The organism is Delftia sp. PX-1, from assembly GCF_055797465.1.
The window spans coordinates 5,386,593-5,407,670 of the sequence record NZ_CP184763.1 but is presented as its reverse complement, the minus strand read 5'-3'; the positions used below and the strand labels follow the sequence as shown (position 1 = coordinate 5,407,670).

Annotated in this window: 18 protein-coding genes; 2 read left to right on the top strand and 16 right to left on the bottom strand. The window is 66.5% G+C overall.

The annotated features are described in order from the left end of the window. Window positions 1-90: 90 nt before the first annotated feature. From ACN20X_RS24710 to ACN20X_RS24700, 3 genes are all read right to left on the bottom strand, one after another. Complete coding sequence (locus tag ACN20X_RS24710; RefSeq protein ID WP_046239858.1) at window positions 91-1,107, bottom strand: hypothetical protein; 1,017 nt, start codon at window positions 1,105-1,107, stop codon at window positions 91-93. A 91-nt stretch (window positions 1,108-1,198) separates the two neighbouring features. Beyond that, complete coding sequence (lysS, locus tag ACN20X_RS24705; RefSeq protein WP_016447774.1) at window positions 1,199-2,758, bottom strand: lysine--tRNA ligase; 1,560 nt, start codon at window positions 2,756-2,758, stop codon at window positions 1,199-1,201. A gap of 246 nt (window positions 2,759-3,004) precedes the next feature. Next, window positions 3,005-3,679, bottom strand: coding sequence for an LON peptidase substrate-binding domain-containing protein (locus tag ACN20X_RS24700; RefSeq protein ID WP_016451187.1), 675 nt, complete (start codon window positions 3,677-3,679; stop codon window positions 3,005-3,007). A gap of 90 nt (window positions 3,680-3,769) precedes the next feature. Here ACN20X_RS24700 and ACN20X_RS24695 point away from each other — a divergent pair, with 90 nt between their 5' ends. Then, complete coding sequence (locus ACN20X_RS24695; RefSeq protein ID WP_016447772.1) at window positions 3,770-4,327, top strand: YggT family protein; 558 nt, start codon at window positions 3,770-3,772, stop codon at window positions 4,325-4,327. A 77-nt stretch (window positions 4,328-4,404) separates the two neighbouring features. On the opposite strand, the gene accD is transcribed toward ACN20X_RS24695, so the two are convergent. The 12 genes from accD to ACN20X_RS24635 all read right to left on the bottom strand — a co-directional run bounded on the left by accD (window position 4,405) and on the right by ACN20X_RS24635 (window position 18,291). Next, entirely contained in the window at window positions 4,405-5,280 is an 876-nt protein-coding gene (gene accD, locus ACN20X_RS24690) for an acetyl-CoA carboxylase, carboxyltransferase subunit beta (protein ID WP_016447771.1), read from the bottom strand. Between the two features lie 65 nt (window positions 5,281-5,345). Next, window positions 5,346-6,155, bottom strand: coding sequence for a tryptophan synthase subunit alpha (gene trpA, locus ACN20X_RS24685; RefSeq protein WP_016447770.1), 810 nt, complete (start codon window positions 6,153-6,155; stop codon window positions 5,346-5,348). Further along, window positions 6,152-7,408 (bottom strand): tryptophan synthase subunit beta, encoded by a 1,257-nt coding sequence (gene trpB / locus ACN20X_RS24680; protein WP_016447769.1) that lies wholly within the window; start codon window positions 7,406-7,408, stop codon window positions 6,152-6,154. The genes trpA and trpB overlap by 4 nt, the downstream gene beginning before the upstream one ends. Further along, the gene (locus tag ACN20X_RS24675; RefSeq protein WP_473210826.1) at window positions 7,386-8,108 is read right to left on the bottom strand and encodes a phosphoribosylanthranilate isomerase; all 723 of its coding nucleotides are present in this window, start codon (window positions 8,106-8,108) and stop codon (window positions 7,386-7,388) included. The genes trpB and ACN20X_RS24675 overlap by 23 nt, the downstream gene beginning before the upstream one ends. Before the next feature lie 32 nt (window positions 8,109-8,140). Then, on the bottom strand, window positions 8,141-8,989 hold the full coding sequence (gene truA / locus ACN20X_RS24670; RefSeq protein ID WP_016447767.1) for a tRNA pseudouridine(38-40) synthase TruA: 849 nt from the start codon (window positions 8,987-8,989) through the stop codon (window positions 8,141-8,143). Between the two features lie 115 nt (window positions 8,990-9,104). Then, the gene (locus ACN20X_RS24665; protein ID WP_473210001.1) at window positions 9,105-12,011 is read right to left on the bottom strand and encodes a motility hub landmark protein FimV; all 2,907 of its coding nucleotides are present in this window, start codon (window positions 12,009-12,011) and stop codon (window positions 9,105-9,107) included. A gap of 367 nt (window positions 12,012-12,378) precedes the next feature. Then, window positions 12,379-13,491, bottom strand: a complete 1,113-nt coding sequence (gene asd, locus ACN20X_RS24660) for an aspartate-semialdehyde dehydrogenase (RefSeq protein WP_016447765.1) — start codon at window positions 13,489-13,491, stop codon at window positions 12,379-12,381. Between the two features lie 375 nt (window positions 13,492-13,866). Continuing rightward, complete coding sequence (gene leuB / locus ACN20X_RS24655; RefSeq protein ID WP_016447764.1) at window positions 13,867-14,937, bottom strand: 3-isopropylmalate dehydrogenase; 1,071 nt, start codon at window positions 14,935-14,937, stop codon at window positions 13,867-13,869. Between the two features lie 96 nt (window positions 14,938-15,033). Then, window positions 15,034-15,687, bottom strand: coding sequence for a 3-isopropylmalate dehydratase small subunit (leuD, locus tag ACN20X_RS24650; RefSeq protein ID WP_016447763.1), 654 nt, complete (start codon window positions 15,685-15,687; stop codon window positions 15,034-15,036). Between the two features lie 20 nt (window positions 15,688-15,707). After that, a complete protein-coding gene (locus ACN20X_RS24645; RefSeq protein ID WP_012207035.1) occupies window positions 15,708-15,833 on the bottom strand; it encodes an entericidin A/B family lipoprotein in 126 nt (41 codons plus the stop codon). A 26-nt stretch (window positions 15,834-15,859) separates the two neighbouring features. Next, a complete protein-coding gene (gene leuC, locus ACN20X_RS24640) occupies window positions 15,860-17,281 on the bottom strand; it encodes a 3-isopropylmalate dehydratase large subunit (RefSeq protein WP_126310800.1) in 1,422 nt (473 codons plus the stop codon). 65 nt (window positions 17,282-17,346) lie between these two features. After that, window positions 17,347-18,291 carry a LysR substrate-binding domain-containing protein gene (locus ACN20X_RS24635; protein WP_016447761.1) on the bottom strand — a complete coding sequence of 315 codons (945 nt, stop codon included), beginning with the start codon at window positions 18,289-18,291 and terminating at the stop codon, window positions 17,347-17,349. 241 nt (window positions 18,292-18,532) lie between these two features. Between ACN20X_RS24635 and ACN20X_RS24630 the strand changes: the two genes are divergently transcribed. Continuing rightward, a complete protein-coding gene (locus ACN20X_RS24630) occupies window positions 18,533-19,789 on the top strand; it encodes a tetratricopeptide repeat protein (protein ID WP_227468439.1) in 1,257 nt (418 codons plus the stop codon). A gap of 69 nt (window positions 19,790-19,858) precedes the next feature. On the opposite strand, the gene dnaJ is transcribed toward ACN20X_RS24630, so the two are convergent. Beyond that, a complete protein-coding gene (dnaJ, locus tag ACN20X_RS24625) occupies window positions 19,859-20,998 on the bottom strand; it encodes a molecular chaperone DnaJ (protein ID WP_016447759.1) in 1,140 nt (379 codons plus the stop codon). Window positions 20,999-21,078 lie beyond the last annotated feature (80 nt).

Genomic DNA, 21,078 nt, shown 5'->3' with positions numbered 1-21,078 from the left:
GTCAGGGGGCTGCGCAGTACGCGGCATGGGGGTGGCGCCAGTGTAAGTCGGTCGTTGTATTCGTGTGCGATTGTGGATGCCCGGCTTTCTTCAGGCCAGGGGCAGGTCCGTGCGGGCCCGGCTGGCTTCGTCGTGCCATTGCACGAAGGCGTCGGCGGCCGCACACAGGCGTGGGTTGCCCAGTTGCTGCAGCAGCCTGCAAGCTGCAAAGCCCTGGGCTTTTTCGTCATAGGCAAGCGCCCACTGGCGGCGCTCTTGCCGCGTCTGCTCGGGCTGGGGCCAGCGGCGCAGCGAGGTGGACAGTCCGGTCAGGCCCATGCGCCAGGGCTTGCCCGATACGCGGGCGCGAAAGCACTGCTGGCGCTCGCACAGCAGGGCATAGAGCGGGTCCACCTGCAAGGCGTCGAACAACTGCGCGACGGCAGGGTCGTCGGGTGCGAAATCGGTATGCGTGACGATGACACGCAGGCCCTTGGGCGTTTCATAGACGCGCAGCCCCCAGTCGGCATGGCTTTGGTGGAAGGCCTGTACGCGCTCCATGGCGCGTGCGGACGGCGAGTCCGTGGCCGCGCGCCGGCGCGCCTGCCGCGCCTCCCACCAGCGCTGCACGCGCCGCATGGCCAGGAACAGCAGCAGCACGACCAGCGCCGTGGCCACCATCCTCGAATTGTTCTTGTGCGGTGCCAGCCGGGCCAGCCAGGTGGCGGCCGAAGCCAACAAAAGCAGGGTCACGACGGGAAAGCGCACAGCGCTGGGCGGCTCGGGCAGGTCGATATCGGCGATGGCCACGCGCTCGGTGTTCAGGCAGTGGGCGCCGTAGCTGTTGCGCGTCATCACCGTGCCGTCGCGGCGCTGCAGGACTTCTTCGCGTATGGGGGTGCTGAAGCCGTCGAGCGCGTACTCGTTCTTCCATTCCATGCGCGGCTCGCCCGGGGGCAGCGCCGCATTGCGGGCGTCTTGCAGGGCCTTGGCGGCACGCTCCTGGGCGTGGGCCTGGGCAGCCTCCTGGCTGGTGTCGGACCATCCCCAGCGCTGGACGGTGATGCCGTGGGTGGGGCGGCTTTCATGCCGCAGGCGCGCCTGCGCCCAGTAGGTGGGGATGTGCATGGCGAGCCAGTATAGGGAAAAGCCGCCTGGCTCCCAAGGGAACGCAGGCGGCTTCAGTTGGCCATGCGCGCAGGCGCTGGATGCCGGGGGTTTACTGTTCGCGGCGCAGGGCGGGGAACAGGATCACGTCGCGGATGCTGGCGCTGTCGGTCAGCAGCATCATCAGGCGGTCGATGCCGATGCCGCAGCCGCCCGTGGGGGGCATGCCGTACTCGAGGGCACGCACGAAGTCGTGGTCGAAGTACATGGCTTCGTCGTCGCCACCGTCCTTGGCCTGGACCTGGGCGTTGAAGCGCGCGGCCTGGTCCTCGGCGTCGTTGAGTTCGGAGAAGCCGTTGCCGAATTCACGGCCCGTGATGTACAGCTCGAAGCGCTCGGTGACTTCGGGGCGCTCGTCATTGGCGCGTGCCAGCGGCGAGATCTCGGTGGGGTGCTCCATGATGAAGGTGGGCTGCCAGAGCTTTTCCTCGACCACTTCCTCGAAGTACAGCACCTGCAGGCTGGCCAGGGTACGGGTGGACAGGCGGTCCTTTTCTTCCGTCATGCCCAGCTTGCGCAGGGCATTGGTCAGCCATTCGCGGTCGGCCACCTTGTCACCGGCTTCGGTGAACTTGACGATGGCCTCGGGAATGGTCAGGCGCTGGAAGGGCTGGGACAGGTCCACGGGCTTGCCGCCGTAGGTCAGCTGCAGCGTGCCCACGGCCTTTTGCGCGGCGTCGCGCACCAGTGCCTCGGTGTAGTCCATCAGGTCGCGGTAGTTCCAGTAGGCCGCGTAGAACTCCATCATGGTGAACTCGGGGTTGTGGCGCACCGAGATGCCTTCGTTGCGGAAGTTGCGATTGATCTCGAACACGCGCTCGAAGCCGCCGACCACCAGGCGCTTGAGGTACAGCTCGGGCGCGATGCGCAGGTACATCTCCTGGTCCAGCGCGTTGTGGTGGGTGACGAAGGGCTTGGCGTTGGCGCCGCCGGGAATGGGATGCAGCATGGGCGTCTCCACTTCCAGGAAGCCATGCTCCACCATGAATTCGCGGATGCCCGAGACGGCCTTGCTGCGCGCGATGAAGCGGCGGCGGGCCTGCTCGTCCATCATCAGGTCCACGTAGCGCTGGCGCACCTTCTGCTCCAGATCGGCCATGCCGTGGAACTTGTCGGGCATGGGGCGCAGGCTCTTGGTGAGCAGGCGCAGCGTCTGCACCTTGACCGACAGCTCGCCGGTCTTGGTCTTCATCAGCGTGCCTTCGGCGCCCAGGATGTCGCCCAGGTCCCACCGCTTGAAGGCCGCATAGACCTCCTCGCCCACGGTGTCGCGCGTGATGTACAGCTGGATGCGGCCGTGCGTGGGGCCCAGCGATCCGTCCTGGATGGTGGCGAAGCTGGCCTTGCCCATGACGCGCTTGAGCATCATGCGGCCGCCCAGGCTGACCTGCACGGATTCGGCGTCGAGCTGCTCGGCGCTCTTGTCGGCATGGGCCTGCTGCAGGGCCTCGGCGCGGTCGGCCGGCTTGAAGTCGTTGGGGAAGGCCACGCCGCCCTGTTCACGCACCTGTTCGCGCAGGGCCTTGAGTTTTTCGCGGCGCTCGGCGATGAGTTGGTTTTCGTCCTGGGGAGCGGTCTGGTCCGCTGCAGATGGTGTGTTGTGTTCGGTCATGACAATGAGCGCCAGCGCAAAACGCCGAGGGGCCGGAAAAAAGCCGGAGGGGGAAATCGGGGAAAGCCGAAAAAAAGCCAGGCGGGAAGGGCTGGAAAATGCAGCGGCAGCAGCAAATGCCACCGGCAGGCCCCGCAGCTGGCGGGCTGAATCCGCGATTTTAAGTTTTTTGTCGCGCTTTCGGTGCGTGGTGCCGTCAATGTGCCGGACCTTGCTGCGGTATGACGCCGCAGGACCGCCAATTCGTCAGTGCGCAGCGGGCGGGGAGCCGGGGGCCGTCCCCTGTGAATTGCCTATGCCGCTGCGTTCCAGCACATCCGCCACCAGCTCCAGCCGCACCAGCGGGCTGTCCAAGGCCATCAGTTGCTGCTTGATGGACACGGGCAGGGGCAGCAGCTCGGTCCAGCGGTTGGCCACCCAGCCGCAGTCGCCCATCTGTTCGGCGCTGGGCAGCCGGGCATGGTCGGCGTCGGTGGATCGTGCGTGCAGCTGCATCAGCACCTGGGCCAGGGCCTGGGCCGTGGCGAGCAGGTGATCGGGGACGGGGACGGCGGCGTCGGCAGGCAGCATCTGCACATCGGCCACCCACAGGCCGTGGGGCAGCTGCCGGTGATCCTGCATGCGAAAGCGCTGCGTGCCCTCGCACTGCAGGTGAAGCAGGCCGGGCTGGGGCTGCTGCAGCTGGACGATGCGTGCCAGCGTGCCCACGGCATGCAGCTGCTCGGCGGCAGCACCGGCCTTGCGCACTTCGCTGCCGGCCTGCAATGCCACCACGCCGAAGGGGGCTCCCGTGCGCTCGCACTTGCGGATCATGTCGAGGTAGCGGACCTCGAAGACGCGAAGGCTCAGCAGGCCTTGGGGAAAAAGGACGCTGCCCAGGGGGAAAAGCGGCAGGGAGTGCAGTGCGGTATGGGCGGTCATGTGATGGGCGGGATGCGGCAGCTATCATCCCATGCTGTGCCAAGGCCGGCTGGCCGTGGTCCGATCTTCCTCTCGCAGTCCTACAACGCCATGCTTTTTCAGATCGTTTCCTTTTTGCTCGACGTGGTCGTTGGCCTGCTGACCGGCGTCTGCCTGTTGCGCATGTACATGCAGGCCCAGCGCATTCCCTTCGGCAACCCGGTCGGCCAACTGGTGTTTGCGCTGTCCGACTGGATCGTGATGCCGCTGCGCCGCGTCATCAAGCCGGCCGGGCGCTGGGACATGTCCAGCCTGATCGCGGCCTTCCTGCTGCAGATGCTGCAGTTCGTGCTGCTGTGGCTGCTGATGGGCGGGCAGTCCAATGTGCTCGCCTTGCCGTGGCTGGCCCTGTGCGGCCTGGCGCGCGTGGCGCTGTCGGGCATGGTGGGCGTGCTGCTGATCTATGTCATCTTGTCGTGGGTGCAGCCGCAGTCGCCGATGTACGGCGTGCTGCAGCGCCTGTCCGAGCCCATGCTGCGGCCCATTCGCCGCATCGTGCCCCTGATCGGCGGTATCGATCTGTCGGCACTGGTGGCCCTGGTGCTGCTGCAGATTGCGCTGATGGTGCTGGGCTATATCCAGGGCTCGGGCCTGATGCTGCTGGCCTGATTTCCCCAGTTTTCCGGACGTGAAAAAGCCGCCGCAGGCACCCACCTGCGGCGGCTTTTTTGTGTCTGCGCGAGGCTTTACTGAACAGCGTCGGCCGGCAGGCGCTGCAGCATGGCAAGCGATGCGGCGATGCGGTCGCGCAGCTCGCGGCGGTCCACGATCATGTCCACGGCGCCCTTGTCCTGCAGGAACTCGGCGCGCTGGAAGCCTTCGGGCAGCTTCACGCGCACCGTGGTCTCGATCACGCGCGGGCCGGCGAAGCCGACCAGGGTCTTGGGCTCGGCAATGACGATGTCTCCCACGAAGGCGAAGCTGGCGGAGACGCCGCCGAAGGTGGGGTCGGTCAGCACCGAGACGTAGGGCAGGCCCTTCTTGGCCAGGCGTGTGAGCGCGGCGTTGGCCTTGGCCATCTGCATCAGGCTCAGCAGGCCTTCCTGCATGCGCGCGCCGCCGGTGGCGGTGAAGCAGATGAAGGGGACCTTCTGCTCGATGGCGGTCTCGACGCCACGCACGAAGCGCTCGCCGACCACGGAGCCCATGGAGCCGCCCATGAATTCGAACTCGAAGCAGGCTGCGACCACGTTGACGCTCTTGATGGCGCCGCCCATGACGACCAGGGCATCGGTCTCGCCGGTGTTCTCCAGCGCTTCCTTGAGGCGCTCGGGGTACTTGCGGCTGTCCTTGAACTTCAGGGCGTCGACAGGAATGACTTCCTGGCCGATCTCATAGCGGCCTTCGGCATCCAGGAAATGGTTCAGGCGGGCGCGCGCGCCGATGCGGTGATGGTGGCTGCAGCTGGGGCAGACGTTCTGGTTTTTCTCCAGATCGGCCTTGTAGAGCACGGTCTCGCAGCTCGGGCACTTGATCCACAGACCTTCGGGGATCTGCTGGAGGCGATCCGTAGGGTTGGTTTGCTGGATTTTGGCAGGCAGGAGTTTTTCAAGCCAGGACATGGTGTTTCCTTTTCAGGCGCAGGGCATGCGGCACCGGGCCGCATGCAAGGGCTGCATTATGCGACCTACGCGTCGAGTGCCTTGCGCACGCCGCGCAGGAAGTCGATGGTCAGGGGGACGATCTTTTCGTGGGGCTGGCCGTCCAGCATCTCGATGATGCGGCTGCCGATCACCACCGCATCGGCCACGCGGCCGATGGCCTGTGCCGTGGCCGCGTCGCGGATGCCGAAGCCCACGCCCACGGGAATGCTCACGTGCTCGCGGATGCGCGGCAGCATGGCTTCCACGGCTGCCGTGTCGAGCGCGCCCGAGCCGGTCACGCCCTTGAGCGAGACGTAGTAGACATAGCCGCTGGCCACGCGCGCCACCTGCTGCATGCGCTCGGTGGTGGACGTGGGTGCCAGCAGGAAGATGAGGTCCATGTCGCGCGCACGCAGTTGCGCGGCGAATGCCTCGCACTCCTCGGGCGGGTAGTCCACGATGAGCAGGCCGTCGACGCCGGCTTCGGCCGCATCGTCCACGAAGCGGTCCTTGCCGTGGATCTGGTCGTAGCGCTCCACCGGGTTGGCATAGCCCATCAGCACCACGGGCGTGGTCTGGTTCTTCTGGCGGAACTCGCGCACATAGGCCAGCACCTGCACCAGGCCCACGCCGTTGGCGATGGCACGGTCGCCAGCCTTCTGGATGGTGGGGCCGTCGGCCATGGGGTCGGAGAAGGGCACGCCCAGCTCGATCACATCGGCGCCAGCCTCCACCATGCCGTGCATCAGCGACGGCGTGATGGCCGCGAACGGGAAGCCCGCGGTGATGTAGGGGATCAGGGCCTTGCGGCCATCTTCCTGGAGTTTGGTGAAAGTCGTGGTGATGCGGCTCATTGAGCTGCTCCTCCCTTGACCGTGAGCCCGCGCATGGAGGGACGGTCGTAATAGTCGGCGCCCGAGAGATCGGCCACGGTGCCGATGTCCTTGTCGCCGCGACCGGACAGGTTCACGAGGATGGACTGGTCGGCGCGCATGGTCTTGGCCAGTTGCATGGCATAGGCCACGGCATGGCTGGACTCCAGGGCGGGAATGATGCCTTCGGTGCGGCACAGGTAGTGGAAGGCGTCCAAGGCCTCCTGGTCCGTGATGCCCACGTATTGGGCGCGGCCCAGTTCCTGCAGCCAGGCGTGCTCGGGGCCGACGCCGGGATAGTCAAGGCCGGCGCTGATGCTGTGCGTCTCGGTGATCTGGCCGTTCTCGTCCTGCAGGATGAAGGTGCGGTTGCCGTGCAGCACGCCGCTGCTGCCGCGCTGCAGCGAGGCCGAGTGCTTGCCGCTGTCCAGGCCCTCGCCCGCAGCCTCCACGCCGATCAGGCGCGTGTTCTCGAACGGGATATAGGGGTGGAAGATGCCCATGGCATTGCTGCCGCCGCCCACGCAGGCGACCACGGCGTCGGGCTGGCGGTCGGCGCCCAGGAACTCGGGCATCTGCGTCAGGCATTCCTCGCCGATGACCTTCTGGAAGTCGCGCACCATCGCGGGGTAGGGGTGGGGGCCGGCCACGGTGCCGATGATGTAGAAGGTGTTGTCCACGTTGGCCACCCAGTCGCGCATGGCCTCGTTGAGCGCATCCTTGAGCGTGCGGCTGCCCGATTCCACCGGCACCACGGTGGCGCCCAGCAGGCGCATGCGGTAGACGTTGGGGCTTTGGCGCTTCACGTCCTCGGAGCCCATGTAGACGATGCACTCGAGGCCGTAGCGCGCGCAGATGGTGGCCGTGGCCACGCCGTGCTGGCCGGCGCCCGTCTCGGCAATGATGCGGGGCTTGCCCATGCGCCGGGCGAGCATGGCCTGGCCGATCACGTTGTTGATCTTGTGCGCGCCCGTGTGGTTGAGGTCTTCGCGCTTGAGGTAGATCTGCGCGCCGCCCATCTCGCGCGACATGCGTGCCGCGTGGTAGACGGGCGAAGGGCGGCCGACGAAATGGGCCAGCTCGGACTGGAATTCGGCAACGAATTCCGGGTCGTTCTGGTACTTGGCGTAGGCGTCGCGCAGCTCGGTCAGAGCGTGTGTCAGGGTTTCGCTGGCAAAGCTGCCGCCGAAGCGGCCAAAGTGGCCAGATGCGTCAGGGTACTGGTATTCGAACATGGCTTGTCTGCAAAAGTTGGTCATCGGCCGCGCGCACGGCGGCGATGAATCGGTGTATCTTGCCGGCGTCCTTGATGCCCCTGAGGGGCTTGCCGTCGGGACCATCGGCCTCGACGCCGGAACTGACATCAACGGCCAGCGAGAGTCCTCGCGGGCGCAGTTGCAAGATGCCATCGGTCACGTTTGCAGGCGTGAGTCCACCAGACAAAACGAGGTGAGAGGCGACGTTTGGTGGAAGGAGTGACCAATTGAATGCTTTTCCGCCACCACCATAGCCGTCGACATGGGCGTCGAGCAGTATGGCCTGGGCTTTCGAGTAACGCTGGGCATATTCTACGAGGTCGAAGCGCGCGGCATCGGGACCAAGGGGAATGCGCGCGGCGCGCAGGAAGGCGCGGGTGCCGCCCGATGTGGCGGCAAGGCAGTCCTCGGGCGACTCGTCGCCGTGGAACTGCACGCAGGCGCCCGGGATGGCGGCGCAGGCGGCCATCACGTTGGCGGCGCTTTCATTGACGAACAGCAGCACCGGTGTCACGAAGGGCGGCAGGCGCCGCGCCAGCTCGGCGGCACGCTGCACCGTCACGGCGCGCGGGCTGGGGGCGTAGAGGACAAAGCCCACGGCGTCGGCGCCGGCGGCCACGGCTGCGTCCACATCCTGTTCGCGGGTGAGTCCGCAGATCTTGATTCGGGTGCGCTGCATGGGGGCTGAAGAATGGGGGAAGGCCTGCTCGTTCACGGGAGCCAATCATAGGCCGGGCTGCGCGAAGGAAGGCCCCATGAAGGATCGTATACGGGACCCAGAAAGTACAGGCCGTCCGGCGAGAAGGTGGGCGCGGCGGCATCGCGGGAGCGCGCCTCCAGCACCTGTTGCATCCACTGCGGCGCGTGTGTGCCCTGGCCTACGGCGAGCAGGCAGCCCATGATGTTGCGCACCATGTGGTGGAGGAAGGCGCTGCCCTCGAACTCGAATCGCCAGTAGCAGCATTCCATGGCTGCATCCCCGGGACGCATGGAGCTGGCCGCGGCCATCTGGGCGCCGTCGCCTGCCATGCGGCGGGTGATGGACAGGCGGTGCAGTGTCTTGACGGGGGATTTGGCCTGGCAACCCGACGCGCGGAACGAGCTGAAATCGTGCTCTCCCAGCAGGTGCTGGGCGGCGGCCTGCATGGCGTCACCGTTGAGTGCATGGAACACCCAGCCCACACGCCCGGCCTCCACGCTGGGCCGCACGGGCGACTGCAGCAGCACATAGGCATAGCGCCTGGCTGTGGCGCAGGCCCGTGAATGGAAGGAGTCGGGCACGGGCTGGGCCCATTGCACGGCGATGTCCGGCGGCAGGAAGGTGTTGGTGCCACGGACCCAGGAGAACGGGGCCCTGTCCAGCGGCGTGTCGAAGTGGACGACCTGCATGAGGCCGTGCACTCCGGCATCGGTGCGGCCCGCACAGAGGGTGTGGACCTCCTGAGCGGCAAAGCGGCCCAGGGCCGCTTCGAGATGGTCTTGAATGGTGTTGCCAGACAGCTGGCTTTGCCAGCCGCTGTAGCGCTGGCCGTTGTAGGCGACGCCGAGGGCTACGCGCATGGCGAGGCCTCCGGCATGGGTTGGGTGTGCATCAAGTTGTCAGTTTTCCATGGTGGCATGTACCACCCTGTCACGCGAAACCGGCACGCGGCGCCTGGGCAGGCGCCGTCGGGCTTCAGTCTATCTCGGCAAGGAGGCGCTGGGCTTTGGCCTTGAGATCGCCGTGGGCCTCGGAGATCACTTCCTCGATGAGTGTACGGGCTCCGTCGCTGTCGCCGATGGCATTGAATTCCTGGGCCAGGGCGAGCTTGGTGGCCAGCGGGTCCTCGGGCGCCGAAGGCGGCGTTGCGGCCGTGGGAGTGTCATTGCCCAGGTCCAGGGACAGGCTGCCCAGGTCGAATTCCAGCGATTCGGCCGGTTCTGGCTTGGCCTTGGCCGCCGTTTCCAGCACGCCGCCCGAATGCGCTGCTGCCGGCGCTTGGGCTGGCGCCTCGGTGCCCAGGTCTTCCAGGTTGAACTCCATGGCGTCCAGCGACAGCAGATCGGTACTGGCGTGGCTGTCGTCCGTGGTGGAGCCGGTCAGGGGCGAAGGTTCCGTGGCCGGGAAGCTGTCCGTGACCTGCCGTGTGACGGGCATGTCCAGCGGCAGCATCTCGGTCGGCTGCATGTCGCTCATGGCGCTGCTGTGGTTCAGGGCATCCGTCAGCGAGGCGTGGGCCGTGGGCTGGAAGCCGGGCATGTCCAGCGATGCAGCAGGCGGCTCCACGCGGGGATCCATGCGAGGCGCCTCGCTTGCTGCTGGCTGCATGGGCTCCAGTGGTGCGCGCAGCGTGGGCTCCAGCGCAGCGAAGTCCTGTTCGCTGGGCATGGGGGCCGGTGCGGGCAGCGGGCTGGCGTGCTGCGCGGGCAGGCTGGCGTCGGCCAGGCCGCCGGGCAGGTCCATGTTGAGGTCCATGTCCAGGTCCATGGGCAGGGTGGCAGGGCCTTCGCGGTGCGCCTCCATGTCCAGGGGGCGGCTGGCCAGCGAGGCGGCCGCCAGTCCGGCAGCTGCCGCTGCGGCGCCGCCGGCAACGGCGGCAGCAGACAGGGGCGCGGCGCCGGCAGGCTGGTAGAGGGCGTTTTCCGGGTCCAGGATGCGGCCCTGGTCGGCCAGGCGCTGCCAGTCCACGCCCTTGCCCTGGGTCAGGCCGTGCAGGGTCTGCGCGACGGCCTCGAAGGCCTTGCGGTCATGGCGCTTGGCGTAGATGTCGGCCAGCTTCTGGTGCAGTGCGGTGCGGCTGGGATCGGTGCGCAGGGCTTCCTTGAGGATTTCCTCTGCCTGCAGGTCGCGGCCATAGGCCAGGTAGACATCGGCCTCGGCCACGGGGTCCACATCGCCGGCATCGAGCTGACTGGGCGAGTAGTGCATGGAGGTGCCCGACAGCTGGCTCGATGTGCCGGTATCCACGCGTTGGCCGCCACTGGCTCCAAAGAAGGAATCGGCCGCGAGCTGGCTGTCGCCAAAGGCGCTTTCGCTGGAGGCTGCGGCAGCGCGGCGGCGCTGCATGACGCGGTAGCCACCATAGCCCAGCAGCAGGGCCAGCAAGGCGGCGCCGGCCAGCGGGATGGTGGGATCTTCCATCAGCGTATCGATGAAGCTGGGCTCGGCGATCGGTGCGACGGGGGCGGGTGCCGGCTTGGGCTTCGGCGGCTCGGCAGGAGCGGGCGTGGCGGGCACGGCTTCTGCCGCGGGCGCTGCCGGGCCGGCAGCATTGGCTGCGGCGTCTGGAGCAGCAGCGGTGGCGGCAGCGGCCGCAGCGGCTGCATCGGCAGGCGCCGCCGGGGCCGGGGGCGTTGTCTGGGGTGCTGCAGCTTCAGGCGCTGCAGGCACGGTCGGCGCGCCCGGCACAGCCACGCCGTTTGCCGTGCCGCTGGCTGCCGAGGCAGGTGCTGCAGCAGCACCTTCGGCGGGCTTGGTGGCGGCGGCGATCTGGCTCAGCTCGGACATGTTGCGCTGCAGTTCGGCCGTGCGCGATGCCTGGTCGTCGGACTGCTTTTGCTTGGCCAGGCGCTCGTCTGCCTCCACGCCCTTGACAGCACCTTTGGACAGGGTGAGCTTGTCGGGTGCGGCGGTGGAGGGCTTGCGGTCTTCGACCTGGGCCTGGACGCTGCCCGATGCTTCACGATTGGCCGATGCCACGGGCGCGGCCGGTGCGGCGCTGGCCAGCTGGCGGCGGAACTGGTTGAAATCCCGGGACTGGGCTGCAACGATCTGGCGCGCCTCGCGCGGCGAGGTGGCCTGTGCCGTGGCCTCGTCAGGCACGGTGAGCACGGCGCCGGAGCGCATGCGGTTCACATTGCCGTTGATGAAGGCCTTGGGGTTGGAGCGCAGCATGGCCACCAGCATCTGGTCCAGCGAAACGCCTGCGGGCAGGTGGGCGGCGGCAATGCGGCCGGCCGTGTCTCCGGTCTTGATGCGGACCTCGGATGCTTCGGACGGTGCCGGCGCTGCAGCAGCGCGCTCGCGGGCTGATGCGGTGCTCCGGCGCGGGGCTGCCGGAGCAGGGGCTGGACGGCTTTCCTCGGTGTTGCCTGCGGCAGCTGGCGAGGGGGCCGGCGCGGCGCGGCGCGGTGCGGCGCCCGGTTCGGGGGCGGAGGCCTGGGCCGCAGCCGTCACGGCAGGCGGCAGCTTTTGCAGGGTGGGCGGATCCAGCAGCAGGGTGTAGTTGCGCTGCAGGTTGCCCGAGGCCCAGCTGGCGTCGATCACCAGATCGACAAAGGGCTCGTTGACGGGCTGGGTGCTTGTGAGTCGCAGCACGGCCGATCCGTCCGCGCGACGCTGCACGCTGACGCGCACCTGGCTGGCCGTGGCGTTGTACTCCATGCCCTGGGTGCGGAAGACGCCGGGAGAGGCCACGCCCACGCGCAGGCCTTCGGCTTCAGCCGCCGTGATCTGGGGGATTTCGACTTCGGCACGCAGGGGCTCGCCCAGGGCCGATTGCACGTTCACCCGGCCCAGAGCCAGTGCCCAGGCCTCGGAGGCGGGCAGTGCGACCGAGACGACGGCCGCAGCGGCCAGCACAGAGAGTTTCCAACGATGCATAAAGCGTCAAACCTGTGTGGATGCAATTGGGCGGGCACTATTGTTATTGTGAGGATGCCCGCGTTTGCACATGTAATTGAAATTTACCCGGGGATAGATGGCACGCCATATACCAAGGTGCTTGGGTCGCATTGTCGGCCACGCTATAGGATCGCAAGCGTCTGGTTGCCGGTGAACGCTGCCAGTTGTTGTCGAACGGCAACGAGAAGAAACACAATGTATCTTCGGTGATTGTAGGCAACCGCTTACAGTCAGGGGACAAGAGACTTGGGCATTGTGCCCAATCGCACAGGGTTTAAAGCCGAAAAAAGCGCCATGTCCCGGGCCAGGACATGGCGCTTTTTGTGTTGGCTCAAGCCGGCGGTGCTCAGGCGGCCAGCAGGATGCGCAGCATGCGGCGCAGCGGCTCGGCGGCGCCCCACAGCAGTTGGTCGCCGATCACGAAGGCCGACAGGTATTCGGGGCCCATGTTCAGCTTGCGCACGCGGCCCACGCCGACTTCCAGGCCGCCGGTGATGGCGGCGGGCGTCAGTTCCTTGACGGTGATGGCGCGTTCATTGGGCACCCACTTCACCCAGGGGTTGCCGGACTTGATGATGGCTTCCAGCTCCTGCAGGGGCAGGTCCTTCTTGAGCTTGAGGGTCAGCGCCAGGCTGTGGCAGCGCATGGCGCCGATGCGCACGCACAGGCCGTCGACGGGAATGGTCTGCTCCGTGCCCAGGATCTTGTTGACCTCGGCCTGGCCCTTCCACTCTTCCTTGGACTGGCCGTTGTCCAGCTGTGCGTCGATCCAGGGGATCAGGCCGCCAGCCAGAGGCGCGCCGAAGAATTCGGTGGGCACATCGGTGCGGATGGTCTGAGCCACCTTGCGGTCGATATCCAGGATGGCGGAGGCGGGCGTGGCCAGCTCGTCGGCCACGGCCGCATGCACCACGCCCATGCCCTTGAGCAGTTCGCGCATGTGGTTGGCGCCGCCACCGGAGGCTGCCTGGTAGGTCATGGAGCTGACCCATTCCACGAGACCGGCCTTGAACAGGCCGCCCAGCCCCATCAGCAGGATGGAGTTGGTGCAGTTGCCGCCAATCCAGTTCTTGCCGCCCGCGGCGAGCTTGGACTGGATCAGGCCTTCATTGACGGGGTCGAGCACGATGACGGCATCGCCTTCCATGCGCAGCGACGATGCGGCATCGATCCAGTGGCCGTTCCAGCCCGAGGCGCGCAGCTGGGGGAAGACTTCCTTTGTGTAGTCACCGCCCTGGCAGGTGATGATGATGTCGCACTTGGACAGCTCGGCAATGTCGTTGGCATTGCGCAGCTCGGTGTGGGTCTTCGCCATGGCCGGGGCCTTGCCGCCGGCGTTGGAGGTGGAGAAGAAAACGGGCTCGATCAGGTCGAAATCGCCCTCTGCCTGCATGCGGTCCATCAGCACGGAGCCGACCATGCCGCGCCAGCCCACCAGGCCTACCAATTGCTTGCTCATTTTTGAAACGCCCTTTCAGTGTGAAAACAGTGCTGGATCAAGACTGTTGTCGCCCGGCTCGTCTGGGCCAGGTGAGGGCGCACGACGAACCGGGCTGGGTCAGCCTTTGATTGTCGTAATGGTTGTGGATGTGATTGCGCGCACGGCCACACCAGCCTGGGCGGCGGGTGCAATGTTCAGCAGGAGGAACGGGCGGGCGGCAAACATAAGAGCAGTCATTCTAGCGAATACGCCAGGAAAGAGAATGTCTGTTTGATGAATATCTTCGTCGAAATGGCGAAAAGCAGACGTCTGTTTTGACGCTTTGCCTGGTTTCGGAAAATCCTGGCCAGGCAGGGCAGCCGCAAGCCCGGAGGGTCGCGGCTGTCGTGGACGTCAGGCCAGCGCGGCCACCACGGCATCGCCCATCTCGCGGGTGGAGACCTTGGTCGTGCCTTCGCTGTGGATGTCGGCCGTGCGCAGGCCCTGGGCCAGGACCTTTTGCACGGCGGCTTCGATACGCTGTGCAGCAGCCTCCTGATTCAGTGAGAAGCGCAGCATCATCGCAGCCGACAGGATGGTGGCCAGCGGATTGGCAATGCCCTTGCCCGCAATGTCGGGGGCCGAGCCATGGCTGGGCTCGTACAGACCCTGGCCCTTGGCGTTGAGCGAGGCGGAGGGCAGCATGCCGATGGAGCCGGTGAGCATGGAGGCTTCATCGGACAGGATGTCGCCAAACATATTGCCCGTGACCACCACGTCGAAGCGCTTGGGCTCCTTGACCAGTTGCATGGCGGCGTTGTCCACGTACATGTGGTCCAGTTGCACGTCGGGGTACTGCTGGCCTACCTCGGTGACCACGTCCTTCCAGAACTGGAAGGTTTCCAGTACGTTGGCCTTGTCCACGCTGGTCACGCGCTTGCTGCGCTTTTGCGCGGCCTGGAAGGCCACGTGGGCGATGCGCTCGATTTCGGGCTTGGAGTAGCGCATGGTGTCGAAGGCTTCCTCGGCGCCGGGGAAGTGGCCGTCGGTGGCCACGCGGCGGCCGCGCGGCTGGCCGAAGTAGATGTCGCCGGTCAGCTCGCGGATGATGAGGATGTCCAGGCCTGCGACCAGTTCGGGCTTGAGGCTGGAGGCATGGGTCAGCTCCGCATAGCAGATGGCCGGGCGGAAGTTGGCAAACAGGCCCATGTGCTTGCGCAGGCCCAGGATGGCCTGCTCGGGGCGCAGCGGGCGGTCCAGCGTGTCGTACTTCCAGTCGCCCACGGCGCCGAACAGCACGGCGTCGGACTCCATGGCCAGCTTCAGCGTGGATTCGGGCAACGGGTGGCCGGCAGCTTCGTAGGCAGCGCCGCCCACGGGGGCCGTCTGCATGTCGAAGTCCAGGCCCAGGGCGCCCAGCACCTTCACGGCTTCGGCAACGATTTCGGGGCCGATGCCATCACCGGGCAAGACTGCGATTTTCATGGTGTTCCTTTTGAGAGACTGTTCGGATGGTGGAAGGCCGCCGGCGGCTGGTTCAGCAACGCCTGCGGCCCATTGATGCGCGCAAGTGGAGATCGATCAGCGCTGCACCAGCGTGTGGGCCAGCCAGGGCTTGGTGGCCAGGCGCTCGGCCTCGTAGGCGCGGATCTTGTCGGCATGGCGCAGGGTCAGGCCGATGTCGTCAAAACCGTTGAGCAGGCAGTACTTGCGGAAGGCAATGACGTCGAAGGGGATCTCCTCGCCCTGCGGGCGCACGATCACCTGGCGGTCCAGGTCGATGGTCAGCTCGTAGCCGGGGAAGGCCGCGATCTCGTTGAACAGCATGTCGATCGTGGCTTCGGGCAGCACGATGGGCAGCAGGCCGTTCTTGAAGCAGTTGTTGAAGAAGATGTCGGCGAAGCTGGGTGCCAGGATGGCGCGAAAGCCGTACTGGTCCAGGGCCCAGGGCGCGTGCTCGCGGCTGGAGCCGCAGCCGAAGTTCTTGCGTGCGACCAGGATGGAGGCGCCCGCATAGCGCGGCTGATTGAGCACGAAGTCGGGGTTGGGCTTGCGCGAGGCCGGGTCCTGGCCGGGTTCGCCATGGTCCAGGTAGCGCCACTCGTCGAACAGGTTCACGCCGAAGCCGGTCTTCTTGATCGACTTGAGGAACTGCTTGGGAATGATGGCGTCGGTGTCGACGTTTTCGCGGTCCATGGGGGCGACAAGGCCCTTGTGCACGGTGAATTGTTGCATGGCAGTATCGAATTCAGGGTTCAGCGGGCGGCGCGTTCGATGGCGCTGCCCGCGCTTTGCACGTCCTGGCCAATGCCCTTGACGGTATTGCAGGCGGCCAGGGTGAAGGCCAGGCCGATCAGGAGGATCGAGAAGGAAGGCTTCATGGTGTGCTGGCGGGGCAGTTGCGGGTTCAGGAGAATCTGCGGATGTCCACGAAGTGGCCGTGGATGGCCGCGGCAGCGGCCATGGCGGGGCTCACCAGGTGGGTGCGTCCGCCCGCGCCCTGGCGGCCTTCGAAGTTGCGGTTGCTGGTGGAGGCGCAGCGCTCGCCGGGCTCCAGGCGGTCGGCGTTCATGGCCAGACACATGGAGCAGCCGGGTTCGCGCCATTCAAAGCCTGCCGCCTTGAAGATCTGGTCCAGGCCTTCGCGCTCGGCCTGCTCCTTGACCAGGCCCGATCCGGGCACCACCATGGCCAGCTTGATGTTGCGTGCCACCTTCTGGCCCAGCTTCTTGACCACGGCGGCGGCTTCGCGCATGTCTTCGATGCGGCTGTTGGTGCACGAGCCGATGAAGACCTTGTCCACGAAGATGTCGTCGATGGCCTTACCGGGTTCCAGCGCCATGTAGGTCAGCGCGCGCTCGATGGCGCCGCGCTTGCTGGCATCCTTTTCCTTGTCGGGATCGGGCACGCGGGCATCCACGCCCAGCACCATTTCGGGCGAGGTGCCCCAGGTGACCTGCGGCACGATCTCGCTGGCCTGCAGCTCGACCACGCGGTCGAACTTCGCATCGGCATCGGAGTGCAGCGTCTTCCAGTAGGAGACGGCGGCGTCCCATTCGGCGCCGGTGGGGGCCAGCGGGCGGCCCTTGACGTAGGCGATGGTCTTGTCGTCCACGGCCACCAGGCCGGCGCGTGCGCCGCCTTCGATGGCCATGTTGCAGACCGTCATGCGGCCTTCCATGCTCAGGTCGCGGATGGCCTCGCCTGCGAACTCGATGGTGTAGCCCGTGCCGCCTGCCGTGCCGATCTTGCCGATGATGGCCAGCACGATGTCCTTGGCCGTGATGCCGGGCGCCGCCTTGCCGCTGACGTTGATCAGCATGTTCTTGGCCTTCTTGGCCAGCAGGGTCTGGGTGGCCATCACGTGCTCGACTTCGGAGGTGCCGATGCCGTGGGCCAGTGCGCCGAAGGCCCCATGCGTGGACGTGTGGCTGTCGCCGCAGACCACGGTCATGCCGGGCAGGGTGGCGCCTTGCTCGGGACCCATGACGTGGACGATGCCCTGGCCCTTGTCCATGAAGGGAAAGAAGGCCGCAGAGCCGAACTCGCCGATGTTGGTGTTCAGCGTGGTGATCTGTTCCTTGCTGATGGGGTCGGCAATGCCGTCATAGCCGCGCTCCCAGCCGTCGGTGGGTGTGTTGTGGTCGGCCGTGGCCACCACCGAGCTGATGCGCCACAGCTTGCGGCCGGCCATGCGCAGGCCTTCGAAGGCCTGGGGGCTGGTGACTTCGTGCACCAGGTGGCGGTCGATGTAGAGGACGGCGGTGCCGTCATCCTCGGTGTGGATGACATGCTCGTCGAAGATCTTGTCGTAGAGGGTGCGTCCCATGGCGTTCTCGAATGGTTGGTGTCGTGGGGAAATTCTTGGATGTGCATCCGGCGGGCAAGGGGCCTTCAGGATGCGCTGGCCGGCGGGCTCAGGTGCTCCACCAGCAGGCGGGCCGTAACGGGTAGCGCGTCGAAGTCGCGCGCCACGATGCTCAGCTCGCGCCGTGCCCAGTCGTCGCTGAGCTCCAGGGCGCGCAGATGGCCCACGCCGTGCATGAGCTCGAAGGCGCGGTCGGGGATCAGTCCCACGCCCAGGCCGTTGTCGATCATGCGGCACATGGCATCCAGGCTGGTGACCTGGATGCGCTGGTGCAGCGCATGCCCGGCCTGGGCCGCAGCCGCACGCATGGCCAGGCTGATGGAGGAGCCGGCCTGCAGGCTGACGATGTCCCATTCGAGCACATCGGCAAAGGCCACGCTGTCGCTGTGCGCCAGCGCGTGCTGCTCGGGCACCACGACGACCAGCCGGTCCTCGCGGTAGGGGCGGTGCTGCAGCGCGGGAGTGGCCTGGCCATTGCCCAGCGGCATGTATGCCATGGAGCAGATGCCGATGTCGGCCGTGCCTTCCTGCACCGCCGCCAGCACGGCGGGGCTGAGCTGCTCCTGCAGGTCGATCTTGACCTGGCCATGCTTGCGCGCGAAGACGCCCAGGTCTTCCGGCAGGAACTGCACGATGGCCGACATATTGGCGTGGATGCGTACATGGCCGCGCACGCCATCGGCGTACTCGGACAGCTCGCCCTGCATGCGCTCCAGGCCATACAGCACGTTGCGCGCGTGGTGCAGCAGGCTTTCGCCGGCAGGAGTGAGTGTCACGCCACGGCTGTGGCGATACAGCAGGGCCGTGTCCACGGTGGCCTCGAGGTCGGACAGGCGCTTGCTCACCGCCGAAGCGGCGATGAACTCACGCTCTGCCGCTCGTCCGATGCTGCCAAGTTCGCAGACAGCCACGAACAGCTGCAAGGAGGTAAGGTCTATGCGCCGTGCAAAACTGCGCTCTGAATTCTTCATGTGGTGGGGTTCAGGCTTCTCATTAGGAGAAGTTGAATGGATTTTCTCGCACAAGTCATCGATCTGTCATCTTCAAGCGCGATGTCTTTGGTGATGTCGTGCGATTTCATGGAGATGGGGGTCATGCCTCGTGGCGATGGCTGCGGGCAGCCATGCCCGCCGGAACGCCGGTTGCATACTGAAAGAATTTGTCAATCTTTGCGCCAGTCGCCTGCATGGATTGCTGCAAAAATAAGAGCATATGAACGATCGATACCCGACGGGCCTGCGAGCCCTGCCTGCAGGCCTGTCATTGCTGCTGGCCGCAGCCCTGTCCTGCATGGCCGTCCCGGCGTCTGCCAAGCCGCAGCCACCAGCGAAGAACACGGCCAAGAGCGGCGCGAAGGCCCCCGCCAAGCCTGCGGCCAAGGCAGCTGCGAGGCCGACAGGCAAGATCGCCGTCAAATCCAAGGGCAAGCCGGCACCTGCCACCACCCGCAGCGCACCTGCCAAGGCGGCCGCCGCTGCAGGCGTGGTGGGCGGCGCTGCCGCAGCGGGGGCTGCAGCTGCAGCCGCAGGTGGCGGCGTGTCCAAGGGTGAGTCCGGCCTGAGCGCTGCCGAGCTTGCAGCGCTGCAGCAGCATGCCGAGCAGGGGGAGGCCAGCGCCCAGTACGCGCTGGGCTCGCTGTACAAGCGCGGCCAGGGCGTTGCCCTGGATGCGGAGACTGCCGCCCGGTGGTATGAGAAATCGGCCCAGCAAGGCTATGCGCCGGCTCAGTCCGACCTGGGTTTGATGTACGCCAATGGCCGTGGCGTGGTGCGCGACGATGCGCAGGCTGTGCAGTGGTATCGCAAGGCTGCCGAGCAGGGTGACGCCGTGGCACAGAACAACCTGGGCCTGATGCTGGCCGAGGGGCGCGGAGCCGCCAAGGATCCCGTCCAGGCCGTGCAATGGTTCCAGCGCTCTGCCGAACAGGGGGAGGCGGCCGGCCAGTACAGCCTGGGCGTGATGTATGCCACGGGCCGGGGCGTGGCCGAGGATGTGGCGCAGGCGCTGCGCTGGTTTGTGGCGGCGGCAGGCCAGGGTCATGTCGATGCGCAATTCAACGCCGGCATGCTCTATGCCGAGGGTGGCGTGGTCGATCGCGACATGGCGCAGGCCGCACACTGGCTGGAGAAGGCGGCCGAGCAGGGCAGTGCCGCAGCCCAGTCCAACCTGGGCGTTCTGTATGCCAATGGCCAGGGCGTGCCTGCCAGCGACAAGCAGGCCGCGCGCTGGCTGGAGCGTGCCGCCCAGCAGGGCGACGCGCTGGCGCAGTCCAATCTGGCCAGCCTCTATTCCTCGGGCAAGGGCGTGGAGCGCAGCCCGTCGCAGGCCTATTTCTGGATGCTGCTGGCAGCGGGCAAGGACAGCTCTCTGGCGGCCAAGCGCGACAGCATGGCCCAGCCGCTGAGCGCGGCAGAGCGCGCACGTGCCGAGCGGCAGGCGGCGGCCTGGAAGGCCAAACCCGCTCCCTGAGTCCTGTTGAGGATGCACCAATGAAAAACGCCTCGGAAGAGGCGTTTTTGTTGGGGGCTCAGTGCTGCATCAGCTGAAGAAGCTCTTGAGCCTGTCGGTCCAGCTCTCGCCGCTGGGCGAATGCTTGGCGCCGCCCTTCTTGAGCGATTCCTCCAGCTCGCGCAGCAGCTTGCGCTGGTACTCGGTCAGCTTGACGGGCGTCTCGACCACGATGTGGCAGTACAGGTCACCGGGGTAGCTGGAGCGCACGCCCTTGATGCCCTTGCCGCGCAGGCGGAACTGCTTGCCGGCCTGGGTGCCTTCGGGGATGTCGATGGCCGCCTTGCCCGAGAGGGTGGGTACCTCGATCTCGCCACCCAGCGCTGCCGTGATGAAGCTCACGGGCACGTTGCAGTGCAGATCGTCGCCATCGCGCTCGAAGATGTCGTGGTCCTTGATGCGGATCTCGATGTAGAGATCGCCTGCAGGCCCGCCATTGGTGCCGGGTTCGCCATTGCCCGAGGAGCGGATGCGCATGCCGTCGTCGATGCCTGCGGGAATCTTCACTTCCAGCGTCTTCTGGCGCTTGACCTTGCCCTGGCCGCCGCAGCTGGTGCAGGGTTCGGGAATGATCTTGCCGGTGCCTCGGCAGTGCGGGCAGGTCTGCTGCACGCTGAAGAAGCCCTGGCGCATCTGCACGCTGCCCATGCCGTTGCAGGTGGTGCAGGTCTTGGCGCTGGTGCCGGGCTTGGCGCCGCTGCCGTGGCAGATGTCGCAGCTGTCCCAGCTGGGGATGCGTATCTGCGCATCCTTGCCGTGGGCAGCCTCTTCCAGCGTGATCTCCATGGCATAGCTGAGGTCGTTGCCACGGTAGACCTGGCGGCCGCCACCTGCGCCGCCGCGCCGCCCGCCCTGGTTGAACATGTCGCCGAAGATGTCGCCAAAGGCCTCGGCAAAGCCGCCAAAGCCTTCTGCGCCGCCGCCCATGCCGCGGTTGGGGTCCACGCCTGCGTGGCCGTACTGATCGTAGGCCGCGCGTTTGTTGCTGTCGGAGAGCATCTCGTAGGCCTCCTTGGCCTCCTTGAATTTCTCTTCCGCCTCGCGTGCGGCATCCCCCTGGTTGCGGTCAGGGTGGTACTTCATCGCCAGCTTGCGATAAGCCTTCTTGATGTCGTCGTCCGAGGCGTTCTTGGCAACGCCGAGGACCTCGTAAAAATCGCGTTTGGACATGGTGTTTGCTAGCCAGTCAGTGAGAACAGGAACGCCGCGTCAGCCCCTTGGCAGGGCCGAGCGCGGCGGCAAGCGGTCGT

Coding starts and splice junctions, on each gene's coding strand:
- truA (WP_016447767.1), bottom strand. CDS start 8,989: ATGCGCGTAGCCCTCGGCGTCGCCTACAACGGCCAGCGCTACAGCGGC.
- lysS (WP_016447774.1), bottom strand. CDS start 2,758: ATGACCGAACACAACACACCATCTGCAGCGGACCAGACCGCTCCCCAG.
- leuC (WP_126310800.1), bottom strand. CDS start 17,281: ATGGGACGCACCCTCTACGACAAGATCTTCGACGAGCATGTCATCCAC.
- ACN20X_RS24665 (WP_473210001.1), bottom strand. CDS start 12,011: ATGCATCGTTGGAAACTCTCTGTGCTGGCCGCTGCGGCCGTCGTCTCG.
- trpA (WP_016447770.1), bottom strand. CDS start 6,155: ATGAGCCGCATCACCACGACTTTCACCAAACTCCAGGAAGATGGCCGC.
- accD (WP_016447771.1), bottom strand. CDS start 5,280: ATGTCCTGGCTTGAAAAACTCCTGCCTGCCAAAATCCAGCAAACCAAC.
- trpB (WP_016447769.1), bottom strand. CDS start 7,408: ATGTTCGAATACCAGTACCCTGACGCATCTGGCCACTTTGGCCGCTTC.
- dnaJ (WP_016447759.1), bottom strand. CDS start 20,998: ATGTCCAAACGCGATTTTTACGAGGTCCTCGGCGTTGCCAAGAACGCC.
- ACN20X_RS24645 (WP_012207035.1), bottom strand. CDS start 15,833: ATGAAGCCTTCCTTCTCGATCCTCCTGATCGGCCTGGCCTTCACCCTG.
- ACN20X_RS24635 (WP_016447761.1), bottom strand. CDS start 18,291: ATGAAGAATTCAGAGCGCAGTTTTGCACGGCGCATAGACCTTACCTCC.
- ACN20X_RS24675 (WP_473210826.1), bottom strand. CDS start 8,108: ATGCAGCGCACCCGAATCAAGATCTGCGGACTCACCCGCGAACAGGAT.
- ACN20X_RS24700 (WP_016451187.1), bottom strand. CDS start 3,679: ATGACCGCCCATACCGCACTGCACTCCCTGCCGCTTTTCCCCCTGGGC.
- ACN20X_RS24630 (WP_227468439.1), top strand. CDS start 18,533: ATGAACGATCGATACCCGACGGGCCTGCGAGCCCTGCCTGCAGGCCTG.
- leuD (WP_016447763.1), bottom strand. CDS start 15,687: ATGCAACAATTCACCGTGCACAAGGGCCTTGTCGCCCCCATGGACCGC.
- ACN20X_RS24695 (WP_016447772.1), top strand. CDS start 3,770: ATGCTTTTTCAGATCGTTTCCTTTTTGCTCGACGTGGTCGTTGGCCTG.
- leuB (WP_016447764.1), bottom strand. CDS start 14,937: ATGAAAATCGCAGTCTTGCCCGGTGATGGCATCGGCCCCGAAATCGTT.
- asd (WP_016447765.1), bottom strand. CDS start 13,491: ATGAGCAAGCAATTGGTAGGCCTGGTGGGCTGGCGCGGCATGGTCGGC.
- ACN20X_RS24710 (WP_046239858.1), bottom strand. CDS start 1,107: ATGCACATCCCCACCTACTGGGCGCAGGCGCGCCTGCGGCATGAAAGC.